We start from the raw sequence: 18092 nt of genomic DNA, 5'->3' as shown, positions 1-18092 counted from the left end.
GTCGTCCCGCACTCCAGGAGCTCTCATGTCCACCCGGCTCTTCACCTCGGAATCCGTGACCGAAGGTCATCCCGACAAGATCGCCGACCGGATCAGCGACACGATCCTCGACGCACTCCTCGCCCAGGACCCCGCGGCACGCGTCGCGGTGGAGACCCTGATCACCACCGGCCAGGTCCACGTCGCCGGCGAGGTCACCACCTCCGCCTACGCCGACATCCCCGCCCTCGTCCGCGAGGCCGTCCTGGAGATCGGCTACGACTCCTCCACCAAGGGGTTCGACGGCGCCTCCTGCGGCGTGTCCGTCTCCCTCGGCGCCCAGTCCCCCGACATCGCCCAGGGGGTCGACACCGCTTACGAGAAGCGGGTCGACGGCGCCTCCGCGGCGGACGAGGAGAGCGAGCTGGCCCTGCAGGGCGCGGGCGACCAGGGGCTGATGTTCGGCTACGCCTGCGACGAGACGCCCAGCCTCATGCCGCTGCCCATCCACCTGGCCCACCGCCTCTCGCGGCGCTTGTCCGAGGTGCGGCGGAACGGGACCGTGCCCTACCTGCGCCCCGACGGCAAGACCCAGGTCACCATCGAGTACCTGGGCAGCAGGCCGAGGCGGCTGGACACCGTCGTCGTCTCCTCCCAGCACGCGAGCGACATCGATCTGGACTCCCTGCTCACCCCCGACCTCCGCGAACACGTCGTCGAGCACGTCCTGGACGAGCTGGCCGCGGAAGGCGTCAAGCTGGAGACCGAGGGCTACCGCCTGCTGGTCAACCCCACCGGCCGCTTCGAGATCGGCGGCCCGATGGGGGACGCCGGCCTGACCGGACGCAAGATCATCATCGACACCTACGGCGGCTACGCCCGCCACGGCGGCGGCGCCTTCTCCGGCAAGGACCCCTCCAAGGTCGACCGCTCCGCCGCCTACGCCATGCGCTGGGTCGCCAAGAACGTCGTCGCCGCGGGCCTGGCCACCCGGTGCGAGGTCCAGGTCGCCTACGCCATCGGCAAGGCCGAGCCCGTCGGTCTCTTCATCGAGACCTTCGGCACCGCCACCGTCCCGCAGACCGCCATCGAGAAGGCCGTGACGGAGGTGTTCGACCTCCGCCCGGCCGCGATCATCCGCGACCTGGACCTGCTGCGCCCCATCTACGCCCAGACGGCCGCGTACGGCCACTTCGGACGCGAGCTCCCCGACTTCACCTGGGAGAGGACCGACCGCGTCGACGCGCTGCGCCGGGCCGCCAGGCGGTAACCGTCCGTCCGCACGCGGCCCCGGCCCCTCGTGGTCCGGGGCCGCGTCATCGTCTCCTCCGGGCCGTGCCCCCTGGGAGTTGATATCCATGCGTATAGCCGTGACCGGCGCCATCGCGACCGACCATGTGCTGACCGTCGCGGGTCGGCTCACCGACGGCACGGCAGGAGGCCGCGGCGCCGCCGCGGTGCGTGCCGAGACCCTGCGCGTGCGCCGCGGCGGAGCGGGCGCCAACATCGCCGTGGGCCTGGGGCGTCTCGCCCTGCGCCCGCTCCTCGCGGGGGCGGTCGGCCGGGACTTCGCCGACTACGGCCGCTCCCTGCTGTCGTACGGCGTGGACCTCGAACTCGTCCGGGTGAGCGAGGAACTGGACACGGCGCGGACGGTGGAGATCAGGGACGCCGAGGACGGCCGGCTCAGGCTGTCGTACGACGGCGCCCAGACGGAGTCCCGGCACATCACCCTGCTGCCGGCCGCGCGTCGCATCGGCGGTCTCGGCCTCGTGGTGGTCGCGGCGGGGGACGTCGAGGCCATGGTGCGGCACACCGAGGAGTGCAGGCGGCTCGGCATCCCCTTCGCGGCCGATCCGGGCGACCGGCTGCCCCACCTCACCGGCCACCAGGCCCGCAGGCTCGTCGACGGGGCCCGGTACGCGTTCACGGACGAGTTCGACGTGCCGCTGCTCCAGGAACTCACCGGGTGGGGCGAGGCCGAACTGCTCGGCCGGGTCGGCACCTGGATCGTCACGCGCGGACCGCGCGGGGTGACCGTCGCGCGGCGCGGGCGTCCCGGCGCCCACGTCGAGGCGGTGCACGCGGCGCAGGAGGGCGATCCGTCCGGAACCTCCGAGGCGTTCCGCGCGGGTTTCCTGGCGGGCGCCGCCTGGGGGTGGCACGACGTGCGCGGGGCCCAGCTCGGATGCGCGCTGGCCGCGGCCGCGCTCGAGTCGCCCGACGCCCAGGCCTACCCGCTCGTGCGGGAGAGGCTGACGGTCCGCATCCGCTGCGCCTACGGCCCGGACGCCGCCGATCAAATAGCCGCCCAATTACCTCCCGGGAATACCCCGTAAAAAGAACCAGCCGGCCGACTTAATTCATTTCCGATCATCCTCGAGCTTGACGAGCAAATAATTCCTATTTACTCTCGAGCGAAATGAGTTGCCTGCTCAGAAGTGTTGCCTGATGACTGAGATGGGAATTCTTCATGAACTCAGGTGTTCTCGGCCCCCTCTTACTGTCGGACGCTGAGACGAGCCTCGTACCGAGCGCACCGAAACCACGCCAGCTCCTCGCGTTCCTGATGCTCAACGCGCCCCAGATGGTGCGGGTCGGGGACTGCATCACCGAGTTGTGGGGCTCGGCTCCCCCCAGGAGCGCGATGTCCACCCTGCAGACCTACGTGCTCCACATACGGCAGGCCCTGCGGGGCCCCCGCGTCGACCACAGCCGTCTGCTCGTGACGCGGAACCAGGGGTACCAGCTCACCCTCGAGACGACCGACTACGACCGCTTCCGGTTCACCGAGCTGACCGAGCGGGGCCGCGCGGCGACCGCTGCCGGGGATCACCGCGCGGCATCGGAACTGTTCACCCTGGCCCTCGCGCAGTGGCGCGGGCCCGCGCTGTCCGACGTCCGTACGGGGCCCCTGAGCTCACCGCACCTGGCGGAGCTGACGGAGACCCGGCAAGGGGTCCTGGAACAGCGCATAGAGGCAGATCTGGCCCTCGGCAGGCATCGCGAGCTGGTGGACGAGCTGAGTGATCTGACCGCCCGCCACCCGACCCACGAGAACGTGCACGCCCAGTTGATGGTGGCGCTGTACCGCTCCGGCGAGCGGAAGCGCGCCGGTGACGTCTTCCACGCGCTGCGCCAGGCGCTCGGCGACTCCCTGGGGATCGAGCCCGCCCCGCGCACGCAGCGCCTGTACCAGGCGGTCCTGGCCGGCAGCTCGGCGCTGGACGCCCCGGTCGCCTGCGGATGACCGCTCCCTCCCCTCCGTCTGCAACCCCCTGCCCCGGGACGGTGTTTGTTTCAGTGATGGACGACAAGGCCGAGCAGCTGACCGATCTCCTGGCAGTGGACCTCGAGGCCGGCTTCACCGAGCTGGTCCGGGTGCACGCCGGGGCGGTCCACGCGTTCCTGTACCGGGTCTCCGGCTCCTTCACCGAGGCGGACGACCTGGGCCAGGACACGTTTCTGCGCGCCTACACCGCTCTGCAGGGGTACGCCGCCGCACGGCGCCGTGAACTGCGTCCACGCGCGTGGCTGATGACCATCGCCTCGAACGTGTGGCGCAATCACGTCCGTACGCGTACACGGCGTCCGGTCACCGCCGGGCCGCCCGTGGAGGAGACCCTGGACGCCTGGCCGGACCGCACCCCCGGTCCGGAGGAGCGCGCGGCGACCGCGGAGGACCGGGCACGCCTGGTCACGGCGTTGTCGGCCTTACCCGAGCGCCATCGCATACCGGTCGTGCTCCACCATGTGATCGGGATGAGCTACGCCGAGGTGGCCGAGGTGCAGGGCTGCGCCGTCGGCACGGCCAAGGCGCAGGTGTCCCGTGGACTCGGCCACCTGCGGCGACTACTCGAACCGGAGCCGACGGCCCTGGAGGAGGTGACGATGTGAACGAAAGCGACGGCGACGCGCTCGCACGGCGTCTGCCGGATCTCGCACCGGGTGCACCGGAGGACTTCGCGCTGCGCGTGCTGCGCCGCGCGGGCGTCTCCGAGGACCACTACGACACGTACGTGCGCCTCGACACCGCCGCGGGCGGGCTGTTCGTGGCCGCGAGCCCGCAGGCCGTGACCGGCGCCTGCCTGGACTCGGCGGGTCTGACCGGCACGGGTTTCGAGGAGCTGCACCGTGCGCGCACCGGCCGCTCGGCGATCGCGGGAGGCAGGCCGCTGCCGGGGCTCGTCCCCGCGCTGCGCACCGGCCGGGCCCGTCGGCTGCCGATCGACCTGTCCGGCGTGCCGCGGGAACAGCGCGCGGTCCTGGAGGCCGTACGGACCATCCCCGCCGGGCAGCTGCGGCCGATCGGCTGGGTCGCCCGCGAGGCCGGCGCCACGGCTCCGGGGGTCCTGCGCGCGCTGGCGGCCAATCCCGTCGCCGTCCTGATCCCGTGCCACCGGGTCACCCACGACAGCGGGGCGCCCTGCGACGCCGCGTACCTGCCGGAGACGGGCGAGGCCCTGCGCCGGGCGGAGAACATCGACACGCGACGGGTGGCGGAGCTGGCCCGGGCGGGCACGGTGTTCCTCGGCAGCGACACCACGCTCATCTACTGCCATCCGACCTGCGCCCACGCCCGCCGCATCACCCCCGGGCACCGGGTGCCCTTCCGCACCGCGCGGGACGCCCACGAGGCGGGTTACCGCGCCTGCAAGAGCTGCCGGCCCGTCACCGTCTGACCCGGCGCACCACAGAGAGGTCCCCTGATGCCAACCCCGCCCACCGCGGCACTCGCCCCGCACCGCACCCCGCTGGGCCCGCTGACCCTCGCGGCCACCGACGACGCGCTGGTGCTGTGCGCCTTCGACGAGCGCGAGCAGGCGCAGGCACGGGTCGCGCGCGGTGGCCTCACCGCCGTGGGCGCCGACGCCGCCACCCCCGCGCAGCGGCGGATCCTCGAGGAGGCGGGGCGCCAGCTGGACGCGTATCTCGACGGCCGCAGCCGTGCGTTCACCGTGCCGCTGGACCTGCGCCTGGCCACGCCCTTCAGCCGCACGACCGTGGAGCGGCTGGACGGGCTCCTCCCGTACGGGTCGACGGCCACCTACGCCGAGCTGGCCGCCGCCCTCGGCCGGCCGCGGGCCGCGCGCGCCGTGGGCACCGCGCTCGGCGCGAACCCGCTGTGCGTGGTGCTGCCCTGCCACCGTGTCGTCGGCTCGGGCGGCCGCCTGGTCGGGTACGCCGGCGGCGTCGCGGCCAAGCGGTTCCTGCTCGATCTCGAATCCGGCCGCACCACGGCGGCCGCCCTTTGAACCGGCGGGCGTCGGAGCACATCCCCCGCCTCCGGCGCCCGTCCCCGTCCACGACCGCGGAGCCCACGCTGACCAGCTACGAAGCACCCCACCTGCCGGGCATCGAGGAGGGCCGCGCCCCCGGTGCGCCCGACGCCGGCACCGACGACACGATCGACCTGCCCGCCGTGGACTCACTGGACTGGTCCGCGCTGACCGCGGCGCTGGACGCCGAGGGCGTCGCCGTCACCCCGCCGCTGCTGTCGCCGCGCGCGTGCGAGGAGGTCCGCGCGCTGTTCGACCGGGACGACGTGTTCCGCAGCACGGTCGACATGGGCCGCCACCGCTTCGGCAGCGGTCGCTACCGCTATTTCGCCGCTCCCCTGCCCCCGGTGGTGCTCGCCCTGCGCAGGCGGCTGTACCCGCCACTGGCCCGGATCGCCAACCAGTGGGCGGAGCGCCTGGACGGGCCCCGGTTCCCCGGGACCCACGAGGAGCTGGCGGCGGCGTGCGCCGCCGCCGGGCAGCTGCGGCCCACGCCTCTGCTGCTGCGGTACGGCGCGGGCGACTACAACTGTCTGCACCAGGACGTCTACGGGGAGCTGACGTTCCCGCTGCAGGTGGCGGTGATGCTGGACCGCCCCGACGTCGACTTCACCGGCGGTGAGAGCGTCTTCGTCGAGCAGCGTCCACGCGCCCAGTCCCGTCCGGTCGTGAAGCGGCCGGCCCAGGGGCAGGGCCTGATCTTCGCGGTGCACGGCCGTCCGGTCCCGTCGGCGCGGGGGTGGAGCCGCGTCGTGCTGCGCCACGGGGTGAGCGCGGTGCACGAGGGCCGGCGGCACGTCCTCGGCGTGATCTTCCACGACGCCCCGTGACGCGGGGGCCGGCGCCGGGCGGTCGGTCCGCGCCCGGCGCCGGCCGGCTCACCCCGTCTGCCGCGCGTACCAGGCCCGGCATCCGGCGAGCTGCTGCTCGAACTCGGGCCCGGGCTCCTCGCCGGTCCGCTCCCACAGCTTCCGGCCGTCGTACCAGTGGTCCTGGGTGAGCAGGGCGTACTGGTGGTCGGAGAGCGCGGGCAGGGCGCGCGCCAGGCGGGCGCGGTGTTCGGCCGGGGAGATGCCGCCCGGCGGCAGCGGCAGCCCGAGCACGCGGTGCAGGGCGAGCAGCAGCCGGCTCAGCGGCAGCGGACACGGGTCGGCCGCGTGGTAGACCTCGGGACCCTCCGCGGTCCCGGGGCCGCGGACCAGCGCCGCCACGCAGCGCGCCAGGTCCCCTACGGAGATCAGTGAGGTGAGCGGCATCGCCTCCGCGGGCCAGTCCGGGACGCTCCTCAGCATCCGGGCGACGGTCGGGACGACCCAGCGGTCGCCCTCCCCGTAGACCAGGTGCGGCCGCACCACGATGCCGCCCGCGTCGAGGACGGCGTGCTCGGCGCGCAGCCGGGACTCGCTCGCCGGCGACCCGGGGCGTGGTGCGATCTCGCCCTCGGCCGCTCCGCGGTGGGGGCCGGTCCCGTAGACGGAGGCGGTGCTGACGTAGACGACGCGCTCGACCCCGGCGCGCCGGGCCTCGTCGAGCAGGGCCAGGGTGCCGAAGTGGTTGACCGCCCGGCAGCGGCCGGGATCGCGTCCCACGTAGGAGACGGCGTGCACCAGCGTCGTGACGTCCTCGCACACCCCGCGCAACGACTCGGGGCGGGTGAGATCGGCGCCGACGTGCCGCACCGTGCCGGGGCGCGGAGCGGCCGGCGCACCGCGGGAGGAGAGGACCCGCAGGCCCGGAGCGCCGGACGGCCCGGTGCGGGACCGCAGTGCGCGCACCACGGCGCCGCCGATGAAGCCGGTGCCTCCCGCCACGAGGACGGTGCCCGTCGCGGGCGCGGGGGAGGGGGCCGGTGCGGCCATGGGCCGCTCACTCCCCCGCCGCGGTGAGTATCCCGATCCGGCAGGCACCGGCCTCGCTCCCGTCCTGGTGGAAACGGACGGTGAGGGTGTGCCGTCCCCCGTCGCCGCGCTCCGGCTCGTCCGTGGAGACGAGGCAGGGCGTGTGGAACTCGACGTAGCGCCTGAACCGCGCCTCGCAGGCGACCAGCAGGCCCCGGGGGGCGCCCAGCGCCAGCAGGCCCGCCTGCCGTGCCGCCTCCATGAGCACCATGCCGGGGACGTGGTCCACCGGGTGGTCGAAGAGCACCGGGTGCTCGGCGTTGATCCGCAGGGGATGGACACCGGCGTCGACGGAGGCGCCCAGCACGACGTCGAACGCGCAGTCCCTGCCCACGAGCCGGGGATCGACCGGCTCGGCCGTGGCCTGCGGCGGGCGGGCCTCGGCCCGGTCGCCGCGCAGCCGCCGGTAGACCGCCGGCGAGGCGCACTTGCCCCTCAGCCGGCCGCTGCCGAGCCGCTTGCCGTCGCGATGGGCGACGACGTCGTAGGCGTAGGAACTGACCGTCCCGGCACGGCGTGTGACGTCACCGAGGCGCATGGCGAGGACCACGTGGGCGGGGCGGGCCGGCCGGGAGAGGCGCATCCCCTCCTCGGTGACCTCGAACGCGGTGGACTCGGTGAGGAAGCTGAACCCCATCGGAACGTCGAGGGCCTTGTGGGCGAGCAGCAGGCACGCCTGCCGAATCGTTTCAGCGAACAGCATCGGGTCGTGCCAGCGGCCGTCGACCGAGCCGTAGTAGCTGTGCCCCCGGGACCACTGCGCACCGACGTGGTACACGCCGTGACCGGGCTGCCATCCGGTCAGCAGCACCTCGGACACCGCGACCCGGTGGACGAGGCTGCGCGGGACGGTCTGCTCGAACAGCCCGGGACCACGCTGCCGCACTGCTTCAGAATGCGGACGGTCGGCTTGCAGAAGTGCACTCATCTTGACTCCCTGGAATGGAAGTGAACTGAAGAACGCGCTCTGAGCAGGACAAACACGGGATGGAAAGCACCGGGACGCACCGCGATCCCCGAGGGAGAATACTAGTCGACTGGTATTCTTTTGGTGGAGAGAACAGAATCGGGCGCATGAGGGATCGTGCTGATCACCGGAGGGGCGGAAGGCCGCCGTCCGCGCCCCCGGCGGGACGGAGAACGACTGTGGCGACGGGAACCAGAACTCGGCAGGAGCGTGCGGAGGCGACGCGGCAGGCGATCCTGGACGGCGCGGCGACCGCGTTCGACGCGGCGGGATTCGGCAGCACCAGCCTGACCGACATCGCCAACCACTCCGGTGTCACCAAGGGGGCCCTGTACTTCCACTTCCAGTCCAAGGAGGCCCTGGCCCAGGAGCTGATGACGGCGCAGTTCGACCTGGTGCCCTACGACGCCGACGCCGAACTCCCCGGCATGCAGCGGGCCATCGACCTCACGCACCGAATGGCCCACGGTCTGCGCTCCAGTGTCCGGGTGAGGGCCGGCATCCGGCTCGTCATCGAGGTCGGCTCGTTCACGGAACCCGACCCGACCCCCTACAACACGTGGATCGACTCCGTCCGCGACATGCTGACGCACGCCCAGGGCGCCGGGGACGTCAAGCCCGGGGTGAACATCGGCGATCTGGCGACGTACATCGTGGGGGCGTTCGCGGGCGTGCAGATCACCTCGCAGGTGCGCACCGGCCGGGAGGACCTCCACGACCGGGTCGCGGACATGTGGACGTGGCTGCTGCCCGGGGTCGTCCCGGCCCGGCGCCTCGCCCGGTTCGAACCCGCGGGGTCCGAGGGGCTGTGGGCCGCGATCAACGGCGACGGGACCACCGGCTGAGGCACCGGTCGTGCCGTTCGGCGGTGCCCCCCGCCCGGGGCCGTCACCGGACGGCACGACCGGCCAGGTCCCCCGGGGCCGTCACAGCCGGGATCCGCCCGAGGCGTCGATGCACTGGCCGGTGACCCACCGCGACGACTCGGAGGCCAGGAAGGCCACGATGTCGGCCACGTCCGACGGTTGTCCCAGCCGGTTGAAGACGGACCATGACGCCAGGTCCGCCGCCGCTTCCCCGGTGCGCCGCTTCCCCGCGTTCATGTCGGTCTCGACGAATCCGGGCCGGACGGAGTTCACCGTGATGGCGCGCGCCCCGACCTCCTTGGCCAGCGCCAGAGTGAAGGTGTCGACCGCGCCCTTGCTCATGGAGTAGACGAGGGACTCGGGGTAGGCGATGCGGGTCGCCGCCGACGAGATGTTGATGATGCGGCCCCCGTCCCGCATGCGCTTCAGCGCCTGCTGCGTCAGGAACACCAGGGACTTGGTGTTCACTCCGAAGATCCGGTCGAAGAGTTCGGGCGTCACCTCGTCGATGCGGGCGCTCCCGCTGACACCCGCGTTGTTGACGAGTACGTCCAGGCCCGGGTCCATGCCGTGCCGTGCCACTCCGGCGTCGAACCGGTCGTAGAGCGTCTCCACTCCGTCCGGCGCGCCCAGTTCCGCGCGGATCCCGAAGGCCCGCCCGCCGCTGTCGCGGATCGCCCCGAGGGTTTCGCCGGCCGCGCTCTCGTTCTCACGGAAGTGCACCGCCACCAGAGCGCCCTCCTGCGCCAGCTTCTGTGCGACGCCCCGCCCTATCCCCCTGCTCGCGCCCGTGACCAGCGCGATCTTCCCTGCCAACGAGCCCATGTCCCTCTCCCCCTCGAGACCTGCCGGGTTCCCGTCATCGAAACGTGCGGCGCCCGCCCGCGGCTCAAGGCATGCCCGCGGGGGCCGTGGTCCTGAGGCGCCGGAGACCGTCCGGCGACACCATGAGCGGAAGCATCAATTCCCACAGATGTCCCAGCCACTTGTCGCCCTCATCGGCCGACGCGCCCATCCACGCCAGGATCTCGACGCCGGAGACCGCCGCGGTGACCAGGGTGCGTGCGGACACGTCGGCGATGCCGGCGGCCAGTTCGCCGTTCTTGCGCGCCTCGTCGAGCACCTGCCACAGCCGCCCCAGCCACAGCGGGTAGAAGTCCATGGGGGTCGGGCTCCCGGCCGTCCGCTCCCGCGTGATCCGCACCCCGGCCCTGACGAAGGGGTCCTCACGCAGCATCCGGTTCAGCGCGTGCGTGGCGTTCACGACGATCTGCAGACAGGACTGCTCGGTGCCGGACATGTCCTCGATCATCGTCTCCAGGATGTCCTGGCCCCGCGTCTGCACGGCGGCCGCGAGATCGTCCTTGGTCGCGAAGTGGAAGAACAGCGCCCCCTTCGTGACACCGGCCGCGCGGCTCACATCGCCGAGCGTCGCCTTGACGAAGCCGCGGAGCGCGAACTGCTCGGCTGCCGAGACGACCAACTTCTCCAACGTGCGTTCGGAACGCTCCTGCTTCGCCATCGTCGTGCTCCCCCCCACCCCTTCGGGAACGGGCCGGCGGGACGCGCCGGCCCGCACACCCCGTGCGGCCTGTGACAGCGGTCCCGGCCGGGTCATGTCGGCGCGGCTCCCCCGCTCGCGACGCCAGATTAGAAACCGGTCGAACGGTATGTCAACAAAAACCGGTCGACCAGTATCTTTCGTGGCCGCCGCTTCCCCGCCGGTGGTCGAAGGGTGTCTCACGGGGAACGTCGTGGTGAACGCCGCCGGGCACGGGTCCGCCGCCCGCCCGGAGGACGTCCGGGCGGGCGGCGCCGTGCCGTTCGTCAGACGACCGCGGTGGTCGCGGGCGCCTCTTCCGCCTCGTCCAGCCACCGGGTCAGCGAGGTGCGGGCGCGGGCGACGCGCGAGCGCACCGTGCCGACCGGGCAGTCGCTGACGGCGGCGGCCTCCGCGTAGGGGAGGCCCAGCATCTGGGTCAGCACGAACGCCTCGCGCCGGTCGGCGGGGAGCGTGTCCAGCAGTTCGAGGAGGGCGACGCCCTCCTCGAAACCGGGCAGGTCCCGCGGCTGTGCGCGTTCGGCGGCCGTCTCCCAGTCCTCCCCGTCGGACAGGCGGGGGCGGGAGGAGCCGTGGCGGATGCTGTCGGCCACCGTGCGCCGGGCGATCGCGAGCAGCCAGGTGCGGGCCGAGGAACGGCCCTCGAAACGGTGCAGACTGCCCAGGGCCCGCATGAAGGTGTCCTGGGCGAGGTCGTCGGCGCTCTGCGGGTCGGCGCCGAGGAACGTCACGTAGTGGCGGACGTCCCGGTGCAGGGCGCGCACGAAGCGTTCGACGGCCTCGGCGTCTCCGCCGCGGGCCGCGAGGGCCCAGGCGGTTATCGACTCCTCCCCCGGCCGTTTCGGCGGGGTGAGCAGGGCGGCAGTGGTCACCTGTGTGTCCTTCGGGGAGTTCCGTGAACCGGCCGTCCGGGCAGGTGCGTGCGACGTGGCGGCGCGGCGCCGCGGGCACGGCACGCCGGTGCCGGTGAGGGAGGGGGCGGCCGGGCACGGCGGTGCGCGGCCGGTGCCCGAGGCGGGGCCGACGGCTCGTCGGCGCGCGGTGGCCTCGGGAAGCCGGCTGTCGTCAGGCGACAGCGACCCCCGCGGGCGGACCCCGGGACGTGAGGGAGTGGGTGAGCAGCAGCCCGCGCGGCTTCCGGTCCGCACGGGACCGGCGCGGGTGCAGGCGCCGGCGGTCCGGCACCACGGGCGCGGACGGCAGCGGGCGCAGGGGGGCGACGAGCCAGGCGGCCAGGGCCCGCAGGACGCGGAAGGCGGCGCGTTCGCCGTGCGCGAGCCACAGGCCGCTCAGCAGCGCGGCCAGCAGGTGGGCGGCGAGCATGCCGGCCGGGGACATGCCTCCCGCGCCGTGGTCCGTCGGGGCCGCCGCGCCCAGGGACGCCATGGCCGCCAGGTGGTCGGCGGCCAAGGAGTGCGCGACCTCCGCGCCGTGGCCCGGGACGTGCGCGGCGCCCGCGCCGTGCCCCGAGGACGGCGCGGACGCCGTGACGGTCCCGTGGCCGCCGGCGGGCGGGCGGCACAGCAGGTGGCCCAGCCACCGCCGGGCGAGGGACCCGCCGGCGGACCGCTGGGGGCGGACGAGCGCCTGGGCGAACGAGAAGGACGCGTGCAGGGCCGCCTGGGCGGCCACCGTGGCGCAGACGACCGGCACCGGCCCGCGCTCCCGGCCGGCGAGCCGCCACGCCGGGACCGCCGTCGCTCCCCCGCCGGCGGCCAGGGCCCACCAGGGCACCGGGGTCCCCGACATCACGACGTGCCCCAGGGCGGCGAGCAGCACGCAGAGGGCCGCGAACACCGCGGCCCGTGACGTGCGAGAACACCACCCAGCAGTCATGGCGGCCTCATCCTCGCATCCAGCTCTCACGCGTCACCGGAAGGTACGGACATGGTCCCGGCGTCCGACTCACCCCGGCCACTGTGATGCGCATCACATTTCACGCCGGGTGTTCGGCTCCCCGCCGGGGGCGCCGACGGGCACGGTCACGCCCGTGGGGCCATGCTCGAACGGCGGGGCACGGACGGCAGGACACGAAGGCGACGCCGGAGCGAACGCGTGGAGGGACGATCGTGGGCACGGACGGACAGCGGAACGCGGAGCGGCTGCACTGCCTGGTCACCGGAGCGTCCGGGTACATCGGCGGTCGCCTGGTGCCGGAACTGCTGGAGGCCGGCCACCGGGTCCGCTGCCTGGCCCGCTCCCCGGGCAAACTGCGCGACCACCCCTGGGCGGGGGACGCCGAGACGGTGGGCGGGGACGTCACGGACGCCGAGTCGGTCGCCGCGGCCATGCGCGGCGTCGACGTCGCGTACTACCTGGTGCACGCCCTCGGGACCGGATCCGGGTTCGAGGACACCGACCGCCGCGCGGCCCGGACCTTCGCCGAACAGGCGCACGCCGCCGGCGTGCGCCGGATCGTCTACCTCGGCGGGCTCACCCCCAGGGACGTGCCCGAACACTCCCTCTCCCCCCACCTGCGCTCCCGGGCCGAGGTCGGGCGCATCTTCCTCGACGCCCCCGTGCCCGCCACCGTGCTGCGCGCCGCGGTCGTCATCGGCTCGGGATCCGCCTCGTTCGAGATGCTGCGCTACCTCACCGAGCGGCTGCCGGTGATGGTCACCCCCCGGTGGGTGCACACCCGTACGCAGCCCATCGGGGTCGGTGACGTGCTGCGCTACCTCGTCGGCTCGGCCGCCATGCCGGCCGACGTCGACCGGGCGTTCGACATCGGCGGGCCGGAGGTCCTGACCTACCGGGAGATGATGCGCCGCTACGCCGCCGTCGCCGGACTGCGGCGGCGGCTCATCGTGCCGGTGCCGGTCCTCACCCCGGGCCTCTCGAGCCACTGGGTCGGCCTCGTCACCCCGGTGCCCGCCTCCATCGCCCGCCCGCTGACCGAGTCGCTGCGCCACGAGGTCGTCTGCCACGAGCACGACATCGCCCGGTACGTGCCCGACCCCCCGGGCCGGCCGATGCCGTTCGACGAGGCGCTGGCCCTGGCGCTGCGCAGGGTGCGGGAGGCGCAGGTCGCCACCCGCTGGTCGTCCGCCGCCGTCCCGGGGGCGCCGAGCGACCCGCTGCCCACCGACCCGGACTGGACCGGCGGCAGCCTGTACCAGGACGAGCGGCAGCTGCCGGTCGACGCGTCCCGGGAGGCGCTGTGGAAGGTGGTCGAGGGCATCGGCGGCGACAACGGCTGGTACTCCTTCCCGCTGGCCTGGGCGGTCCGCGGCTGGCTGGACCGGTTCGTCGGCGGGGTCGGCCTGCGCCGCGGGCGGCGTGACGCCGAGCGTCTGCGGGTCGGCGACTCGCTGGACTTCTGGCGGGTGGAGGAGATCGAGCCGGGCCGTCTGCTGCGGCTGCGGGCGGAGATGCGGCTGCCGGGCCTGGCGTGGCTGGAGATGTGGGTCGAGACGGACGCCGAGGGCCGCACCCGTTACCGTCAGCGCGCCCTGTTCCACCCGCGCGGCCTGCCGGGCCACGCCTACTGGTGGTCCGTCTCCCCGTTCCACGCCGTCGTCTTCGGCGGGATGGCCCGCAACATCACCCAGGCCGCCGCCAAGGGCATGAGCGCGCGCGGGAGCGCGTCGCACACCGGCCGCGCCCGGCGCCGTCGCGAGCGAGGGGCCCGGCGGTAGCCCACACGGCCGGACGCCCGGCCGGGCACCGCCACGACCGGGGCGACACGTGTGACGCCCCGTCACCCCCTTGCGACCGACTGCACGAGCGCGACGGCCTCCGCCAGCCCCGACGGACGCGGCAGACCGGACGCGCCCCGCCCGGCCCAGCCGGGCCCGAGCGTCAGGACGACCGGCTTGCGGCGGGCCCCGCGCACCCCCCACTCCATCGCGGCCACGTGCTGTGCCAGCGGCCGGCTCGCGGTGGTGCGGGACTGCGCCCACAGCCCCACCACGGCCGGCCCGGTCCTGCGCACCACCGCGACGAGCGACTCGACGGGCAGCGCGGCGCCGAACATGCGCACCGGGAGACCGCGTTCGGCCAGCGCGGCGGCCAGCGCCTCCAGCGGCAGCGTGTGGTTCTCCCCCGGGACGCAGGCGAGCACCGTGACGGCACCGGGACGGCCGGCGCCCGCGGGGGGCGCGCTGCGCCGCAGCGCACCGGAGACGTGCCAGGACAGGAAGTGCTCGACCTCGACGTACCTCTCGCCCGAGCTCTCCCACTTGCGGCCGACCGCCTGCAGCGTCGGCATGATCACCTCGGTCCAGGCGGCGACCAGGCCGTGCTCGGCGATCGCGGCCAGCAGCAGTTCCTCCAGGGCGGCGGCGTCGAGGCGCAGTGCGGCACGGGCGATCCCCTTGCACTCCTGGCGCACGTCGCCGAGCCGGAGGCCGCTGCCGGCCCGGCCGCGCTCCCGGGCCGGCGGTCGCGGTGACGGGGCGGCGTCCCGCCGGAGCGGGGCCGCGTCCGGGGACGCGTCGGCGCGCGCCACGCGCGCGGCCTCGGCGGGCGGCATCCCGGTCGCCGTCAGGGCGCACATCCGCTCCAGCCGCGCCACGTCCGCGGCGGTCCAGCGCCGGTGCCGGCCGCCGGTGTGCGCGTCCGGGCCGAGGCCGTAGCGGCGGTCCCAGGTGCGGACCGTGGTGGGCGCCACCCCGAGCCGCCTGGCCACCTCGCCCGTGGTCAGTCCTCCGCCGCCCCGCACGTCTTCGCCGTCCCGGCCGTCACCGGCCTCTCCGTTCACGTCCATGAGCCCACTGTACGACGCACAAACGACGCATGTTGTCTGCGTCGTTTGCGCGTCCCGAGACTGAGGACGTGCGCACGGCCACCCCGGCCCGCACGGCGACCGGCCCCGACCGGCGGACGGCCTTCCGTCCCCACACGGGACGCACGGCAGGAGGAACCGGGCCATGAGTACGAACACGCGCTCCACCGACACCCTCGTCCCGCCCGTGGAGGAGACGCGGTACGAGGACGAACTCGCCCGCGGCCTTCGCGCCTCGGACGAGAACGCGTTCGCGGCGATCTACCGGCGCTGGGGGCCCCTGGTCCACACGATGGCCACCCGGTCGCTCGGCGACACCCACGAGGCCGAGGACGTGACCCAGCAGGTGTTCCTCGGCGCCTGGCGCGGGCGGGCCGGCTTCCATCCCGAGCGGGGCACGCTGGGCGCCTGGCTCGTCGGCATCACCCGCCGCAAGATCGTCGACGCGCTGGCCGCCCGGACGCGACGGCCGGCGCTCACGGACTCGGCCGCCCTCGGCGCCGGCCCGGCCCCGCCGGGCGAGGCGGCCCCGGAGAACGTCCTGGACCGGGTGCTGCTGGTGGACGAGCTGTCCCGGCTGCCCCGGCACCAGCGGGACGTGCTGTGCCTGGCCTTCTACGAGGACCTGACCCAGCCCCAGATCGCGGAGCGGACCGGGATGCCCCTGGGCACCGTCAAGAGCCACGCCCGCCGCGGCCTGCACCGGTTGCGCGGGGCGATCGAACAGGGGCGCGTCCGGGGGACGGACGCCTAGGCGGGGCGGAGAACCGGAGGAACCGAAGGAACCGAACAAGTCGGAAGAACCAGGAGAAAGAGTGCCGTCCGCGCATCCGCGGCGGCACTCGCGCACGAATCAGGACCAAGACTCCACAACGAGCGAAGACCCCTTGCGAAGGGATGATCCCCATGACCCCCCGCACCCCCCTCGCCGTCGCCGCCTCGGCCGGCGCCTGTGCCCTGGTCCTCGGCGTCACCGCGCCCGCCGTGGCGGCTCCCGCCCAGGACGACCGGGCCATGGTGTCCGTCTTCCACGGCATCCCCGGGCTGACCGTCGACGTGTACGCCAACGGCGACGAACTGCTCGGCGACTTCGAGCCCGGCACGGTGACCGACCCGCAGGCCCTCGACGCGGGCACCTACGACATCCAGATCTTCGAAGCGGGCCAGGGCCCGGACGGCACGCCGGCCCTGGAGAAGGAGATCAAGGTGCCCGAGGGCGCGAACGCCACGGTCGCCGCCCACCTCGGCGCCGACGGCAAGCCCCGGCTGACGGCCTTCGTCAACGACGTCTCGCAGGTCGAGGCCGGCAAGGCACGGCTGACGGTGCGCCACGTCGCGGCCGCGCCCGCCGTCGACGTCCGCGCGGGCGGGCAGCCGGTCTTCACCGGCCTGGAGAACCCGAACGAGGACACCGCCGAGGTCGACGCGGGCACCGTGAACGCCGACGTCGTGCTCGCCGGCACGGACACCGTGGCCATCGGTCCGGCCGACCTGGACCTGAAGGAGGGGACCAGCAACGTCGTCTACGCCTGGGGCAGCGCCGAGGACGAGAACCTGGCCCTGAAGACGCAGACGTTCAGCGGCATGGAATCGGCGCCCAACGGCGTGAACGCGGGCGGCGACGGCACCGCCGTGACCGCGAACTCCTCCGACCGGTGGATGGCCTGGGCCGCCGCGGCCGGGGCGGTGACGGTGACGGGCGTGCTGGTGGCCCGCCGGGTCGCCGGACGGCGTGTCTGAGGGCCGGCTGCGGCTGTCCGGCCTGGCGGTGGCCGCCGCCGCCCTGGCGGCCGTGCTCGGCCTGGCGGGGGCGCCCCCGGATCCGGTGGCGCCCCCGTCCGACTTCGGCCCGGCGGCCCCCGTGCGCGACAGCGCGGCGGCCCGGTCGCCGGACGGCGCGCAGCCGCGGGCCGGGGCCCCGCGCCGGGACCCGCCGCCGCGGCGCGTCCTGGTGCGGGGCGTCGGCCTCGACGCCCGGGTCGAACCGGTCGGTGTGACCGCGCGGGGCGCCGTGACCGTCCCCGAGGACCCCTCCGTGGCCGGCTGGTACCGCTTCGGTCCGGCGCCCGGAGACGACCGGGGATCGGCCGTGCTGGTCGGGCACGTGGACGACGACACCGGTGCCCTCGGCGAGTTCGCCGCGCTGTACGAGGTACGGCGCGGCGACCGGGTCGAGGTGCGGAGCGCGGGAGCGGAACCGGCCGTCTACCGCGTCGTGTCGCGCTCGACGGTGCCGAAGGACGCCCTTCCCTCCTCCGTCTTCCGCCGGACGGGTGACCCGGTCCTCACGCTCGTCACCTGTGCGCCTCCGTTCGTCCCCGAGCGGGGAGGTTATCTGGCCAACCTCGTGGTCACGGCGGAGCCGGCCGGCCCCTGACGGCACGCGCGCGGACGCCGGGGCCGGACGCGAGCAGGGCGGGGAACAGGCATCGGGCACGAGCAACAGGGAGGGTACGGTGGCCCACGTCGAGCCGGCGCACCTGGTGGAACTGGCGCTGGGACACTCCGCTCACGACGACGCGAGCGCCCTGCGGCACATCGCGGTGTGCGACCGCTGCCGGGACGAACTGCGGACGCTCAGACGCGTGGTGACCGCCGCACGCACCGCGGACATCGTGGATCTGCCGGCGGCGCCCCCGGAGCACGTGTGGCGGCGGATCGCCCGGGAGCTGTCGGAGGAGGCCGGCGCTCCCCCGCCGCCCGCAGGGGCCGCCGGCCGCCGGTCTCCCGCGAGCGCGGCCGGCACGGCGGTGCCCGGCCGGACCGCCGGCGCCGTCAGGCGGGCGCGCCGGCTCGTGCCCGGTCTGCTCGCGCTC

The 18092-nt window shown here is 74.4% G+C and carries 19 protein-coding genes; 12 read left to right on the top strand and 7 right to left on the bottom strand.

Annotated elements, in window-relative coordinates; all coding sequences use genetic code 11:
- The first annotated feature begins 25 nt into the window (after positions 1-25).
- The 7 genes from metK to GL259_RS30840 all read left to right on the top strand — a co-directional run bounded on the left by metK (position 26) and on the right by GL259_RS30840 (position 6088).
- Positions 26-1249 carry a methionine adenosyltransferase gene (gene metK, locus GL259_RS30870; protein ID WP_159536555.1) on the top strand — a complete coding sequence of 408 codons (1224 nt, stop codon included), beginning with the start codon at positions 26-28 and terminating at the stop codon, positions 1247-1249.
- Between the two features lie 88 nt (positions 1250-1337).
- Positions 1338-2318 carry a PfkB family carbohydrate kinase gene (locus tag GL259_RS30865; protein ID WP_159536554.1) on the top strand — a complete coding sequence of 327 codons (981 nt, stop codon included), beginning with the start codon at positions 1338-1340 and terminating at the stop codon, positions 2316-2318.
- A 134-nt stretch (positions 2319-2452) separates the two neighbouring features.
- Entirely contained in the window at positions 2453-3229 is a 777-nt protein-coding gene (locus GL259_RS30860) for an AfsR/SARP family transcriptional regulator (RefSeq protein ID WP_159536553.1), read from the top strand.
- Between the two features lie 56 nt (positions 3230-3285).
- Positions 3286-3876, top strand: coding sequence for an RNA polymerase sigma factor (locus GL259_RS30855; protein WP_159536552.1), 591 nt, complete (start codon positions 3286-3288; stop codon positions 3874-3876).
- A complete protein-coding gene (locus tag GL259_RS30850) occupies positions 3873-4661 on the top strand; it encodes an MGMT family protein (RefSeq protein ID WP_159536551.1) in 789 nt (262 codons plus the stop codon). Before GL259_RS30855 ends, GL259_RS30850 begins: the two co-directional genes overlap by 4 nt.
- A gap of 27 nt (positions 4662-4688) precedes the next feature.
- On the top strand, positions 4689-5234 hold the full coding sequence (locus tag GL259_RS30845; RefSeq protein WP_159536550.1) for a methylated-DNA--[protein]-cysteine S-methyltransferase: 546 nt from the start codon (positions 4689-4691) through the stop codon (positions 5232-5234).
- A complete protein-coding gene (locus GL259_RS30840) occupies positions 5231-6088 on the top strand; it encodes a 2OG-Fe(II) oxygenase (RefSeq protein WP_347814631.1) in 858 nt (285 codons plus the stop codon). The genes GL259_RS30845 and GL259_RS30840 overlap by 4 nt, the downstream gene beginning before the upstream one ends.
- 48 nt (positions 6089-6136) lie before the next feature.
- Here the strand turns inward: GL259_RS30840 and GL259_RS30835 are convergent, their stop codons facing one another.
- Positions 6137-7117 (bottom strand): NAD(P)-dependent oxidoreductase, encoded by a 981-nt coding sequence (locus GL259_RS30835; RefSeq protein WP_159536549.1) that lies wholly within the window; start codon positions 7115-7117, stop codon positions 6137-6139.
- A gap of 7 nt (positions 7118-7124) precedes the next feature.
- A complete protein-coding gene (locus GL259_RS30830) occupies positions 7125-8042 on the bottom strand; it encodes a ScbA/BarX family gamma-butyrolactone biosynthesis protein (protein WP_243762425.1) in 918 nt (305 codons plus the stop codon).
- Between the two features lie 260 nt (positions 8043-8302).
- Here GL259_RS30830 and GL259_RS30825 point away from each other — a divergent pair, with 260 nt between their 5' ends.
- Positions 8303-8968 carry a ScbR family autoregulator-binding transcription factor gene (locus tag GL259_RS30825; protein ID WP_243762424.1) on the top strand — a complete coding sequence of 222 codons (666 nt, stop codon included), beginning with the start codon at positions 8303-8305 and terminating at the stop codon, positions 8966-8968.
- 81 nt (positions 8969-9049) lie between these two features.
- Here the strand turns inward: GL259_RS30825 and GL259_RS30820 are convergent, their stop codons facing one another.
- The 4 genes from GL259_RS30820 to GL259_RS30805 form a co-directional block, all read right to left on the bottom strand.
- Positions 9050-9814: an SDR family oxidoreductase gene (locus GL259_RS30820; protein ID WP_159536546.1), complete on the bottom strand. Its 765-nt coding sequence runs from the start codon at positions 9812-9814 to the stop codon at positions 9050-9052.
- A gap of 64 nt (positions 9815-9878) precedes the next feature.
- Positions 9879-10511: a ScbR family autoregulator-binding transcription factor gene (locus GL259_RS30815; protein WP_159536545.1), complete on the bottom strand. Its 633-nt coding sequence runs from the start codon at positions 10509-10511 to the stop codon at positions 9879-9881.
- 305 nt (positions 10512-10816) lie between these two features.
- The gene (locus GL259_RS30810) at positions 10817-11422 is read right to left on the bottom strand and encodes a sigma-70 family RNA polymerase sigma factor (RefSeq protein WP_159536544.1); all 606 of its coding nucleotides are present in this window, start codon (positions 11420-11422) and stop codon (positions 10817-10819) included.
- Positions 11423-11615: 193 nt separating this feature from the next.
- The gene (locus tag GL259_RS30805; protein ID WP_347814630.1) at positions 11616-12347 is read right to left on the bottom strand and encodes a hypothetical protein; all 732 of its coding nucleotides are present in this window, start codon (positions 12345-12347) and stop codon (positions 11616-11618) included.
- Between the two features lie 272 nt (positions 12348-12619).
- On the opposite strand from GL259_RS30805, the gene GL259_RS30800 reads away from it, so the two are divergent.
- Positions 12620-14188: an SDR family oxidoreductase gene (locus GL259_RS30800; RefSeq protein WP_159536542.1), complete on the top strand. Its 1569-nt coding sequence runs from the start codon at positions 12620-12622 to the stop codon at positions 14186-14188.
- A 62-nt stretch (positions 14189-14250) separates the two neighbouring features.
- On the opposite strand, the gene GL259_RS30795 is transcribed toward GL259_RS30800, so the two are convergent.
- The gene (locus tag GL259_RS30795; RefSeq protein WP_159536541.1) at positions 14251-15258 is read right to left on the bottom strand and encodes a MerR family transcriptional regulator; all 1008 of its coding nucleotides are present in this window, start codon (positions 15256-15258) and stop codon (positions 14251-14253) included.
- A 163-nt stretch (positions 15259-15421) separates the two neighbouring features.
- Between GL259_RS30795 and GL259_RS30790 the strand changes: the two genes are divergently transcribed.
- The 3 genes from GL259_RS30790 (at position 15422) to GL259_RS30780 (ending at position 17653) form a co-directional block, all read left to right on the top strand.
- Positions 15422-16030: a sigma-70 family RNA polymerase sigma factor gene (locus GL259_RS30790; RefSeq protein ID WP_159536540.1), complete on the top strand. Its 609-nt coding sequence runs from the start codon at positions 15422-15424 to the stop codon at positions 16028-16030.
- A gap of 152 nt (positions 16031-16182) precedes the next feature.
- On the top strand, positions 16183-17016 hold the full coding sequence (locus GL259_RS30785; RefSeq protein ID WP_159536539.1) for a DUF4397 domain-containing protein: 834 nt from the start codon (positions 16183-16185) through the stop codon (positions 17014-17016).
- Entirely contained in the window at positions 17009-17653 is a 645-nt protein-coding gene (locus tag GL259_RS30780; RefSeq protein WP_243762423.1) for a class F sortase, read from the top strand. Before GL259_RS30785 ends, GL259_RS30780 begins: the two co-directional genes overlap by 8 nt.
- Positions 17654-18092: the final 439 nt, after the last annotated feature.

Origin of the sequence: Streptomyces sp. Tu 3180 (genome assembly GCF_009852415.1) — a bacterium.
In the GTDB taxonomy this organism is placed as follows: domain Bacteria; phylum Actinomycetota; class Actinomycetes; order Streptomycetales; family Streptomycetaceae; genus Streptomyces.
Note: the sequence above shows the minus strand (reverse complement) of the source record. Positions and strands in the feature narration are given on the sequence as shown.

Bases quoted from the DNA above. Each gene is read 5' to 3' on its own strand.
- metK (WP_159536555.1), top strand. From the start codon at position 26: ATGTCCACCCGGCTCTTCACCTCGGAATCCGTGACCGAAGGTCATCCC.
- GL259_RS30865 (WP_159536554.1), top strand. From the start codon at position 1,338: ATGCGTATAGCCGTGACCGGCGCCATCGCGACCGACCATGTGCTGACC.
- GL259_RS30860 (WP_159536553.1), top strand. From the start codon at position 2,453: ATGAACTCAGGTGTTCTCGGCCCCCTCTTACTGTCGGACGCTGAGACG.
- GL259_RS30855 (WP_159536552.1), top strand. From the start codon at position 3,286: ATGGACGACAAGGCCGAGCAGCTGACCGATCTCCTGGCAGTGGACCTC.
- GL259_RS30845 (WP_159536550.1), top strand. From the start codon at position 4,689: ATGCCAACCCCGCCCACCGCGGCACTCGCCCCGCACCGCACCCCGCTG.
- GL259_RS30835 (WP_159536549.1), bottom strand. From the start codon at position 7,117: ATGGCCGCACCGGCCCCCTCCCCCGCGCCCGCGACGGGCACCGTCCTC.
- GL259_RS30820 (WP_159536546.1), bottom strand. From the start codon at position 9,814: ATGGGCTCGTTGGCAGGGAAGATCGCGCTGGTCACGGGCGCGAGCAGG.
- GL259_RS30815 (WP_159536545.1), bottom strand. From the start codon at position 10,511: ATGGCGAAGCAGGAGCGTTCCGAACGCACGTTGGAGAAGTTGGTCGTC.
- GL259_RS30795 (WP_159536541.1), bottom strand. From the start codon at position 15,258: ATGGACGTGAACGGAGAGGCCGGTGACGGCCGGGACGGCGAAGACGTG.
- GL259_RS30790 (WP_159536540.1), top strand. From the start codon at position 15,422: ATGAGTACGAACACGCGCTCCACCGACACCCTCGTCCCGCCCGTGGAG.
- GL259_RS30785 (WP_159536539.1), top strand. From the start codon at position 16,183: ATGACCCCCCGCACCCCCCTCGCCGTCGCCGCCTCGGCCGGCGCCTGT.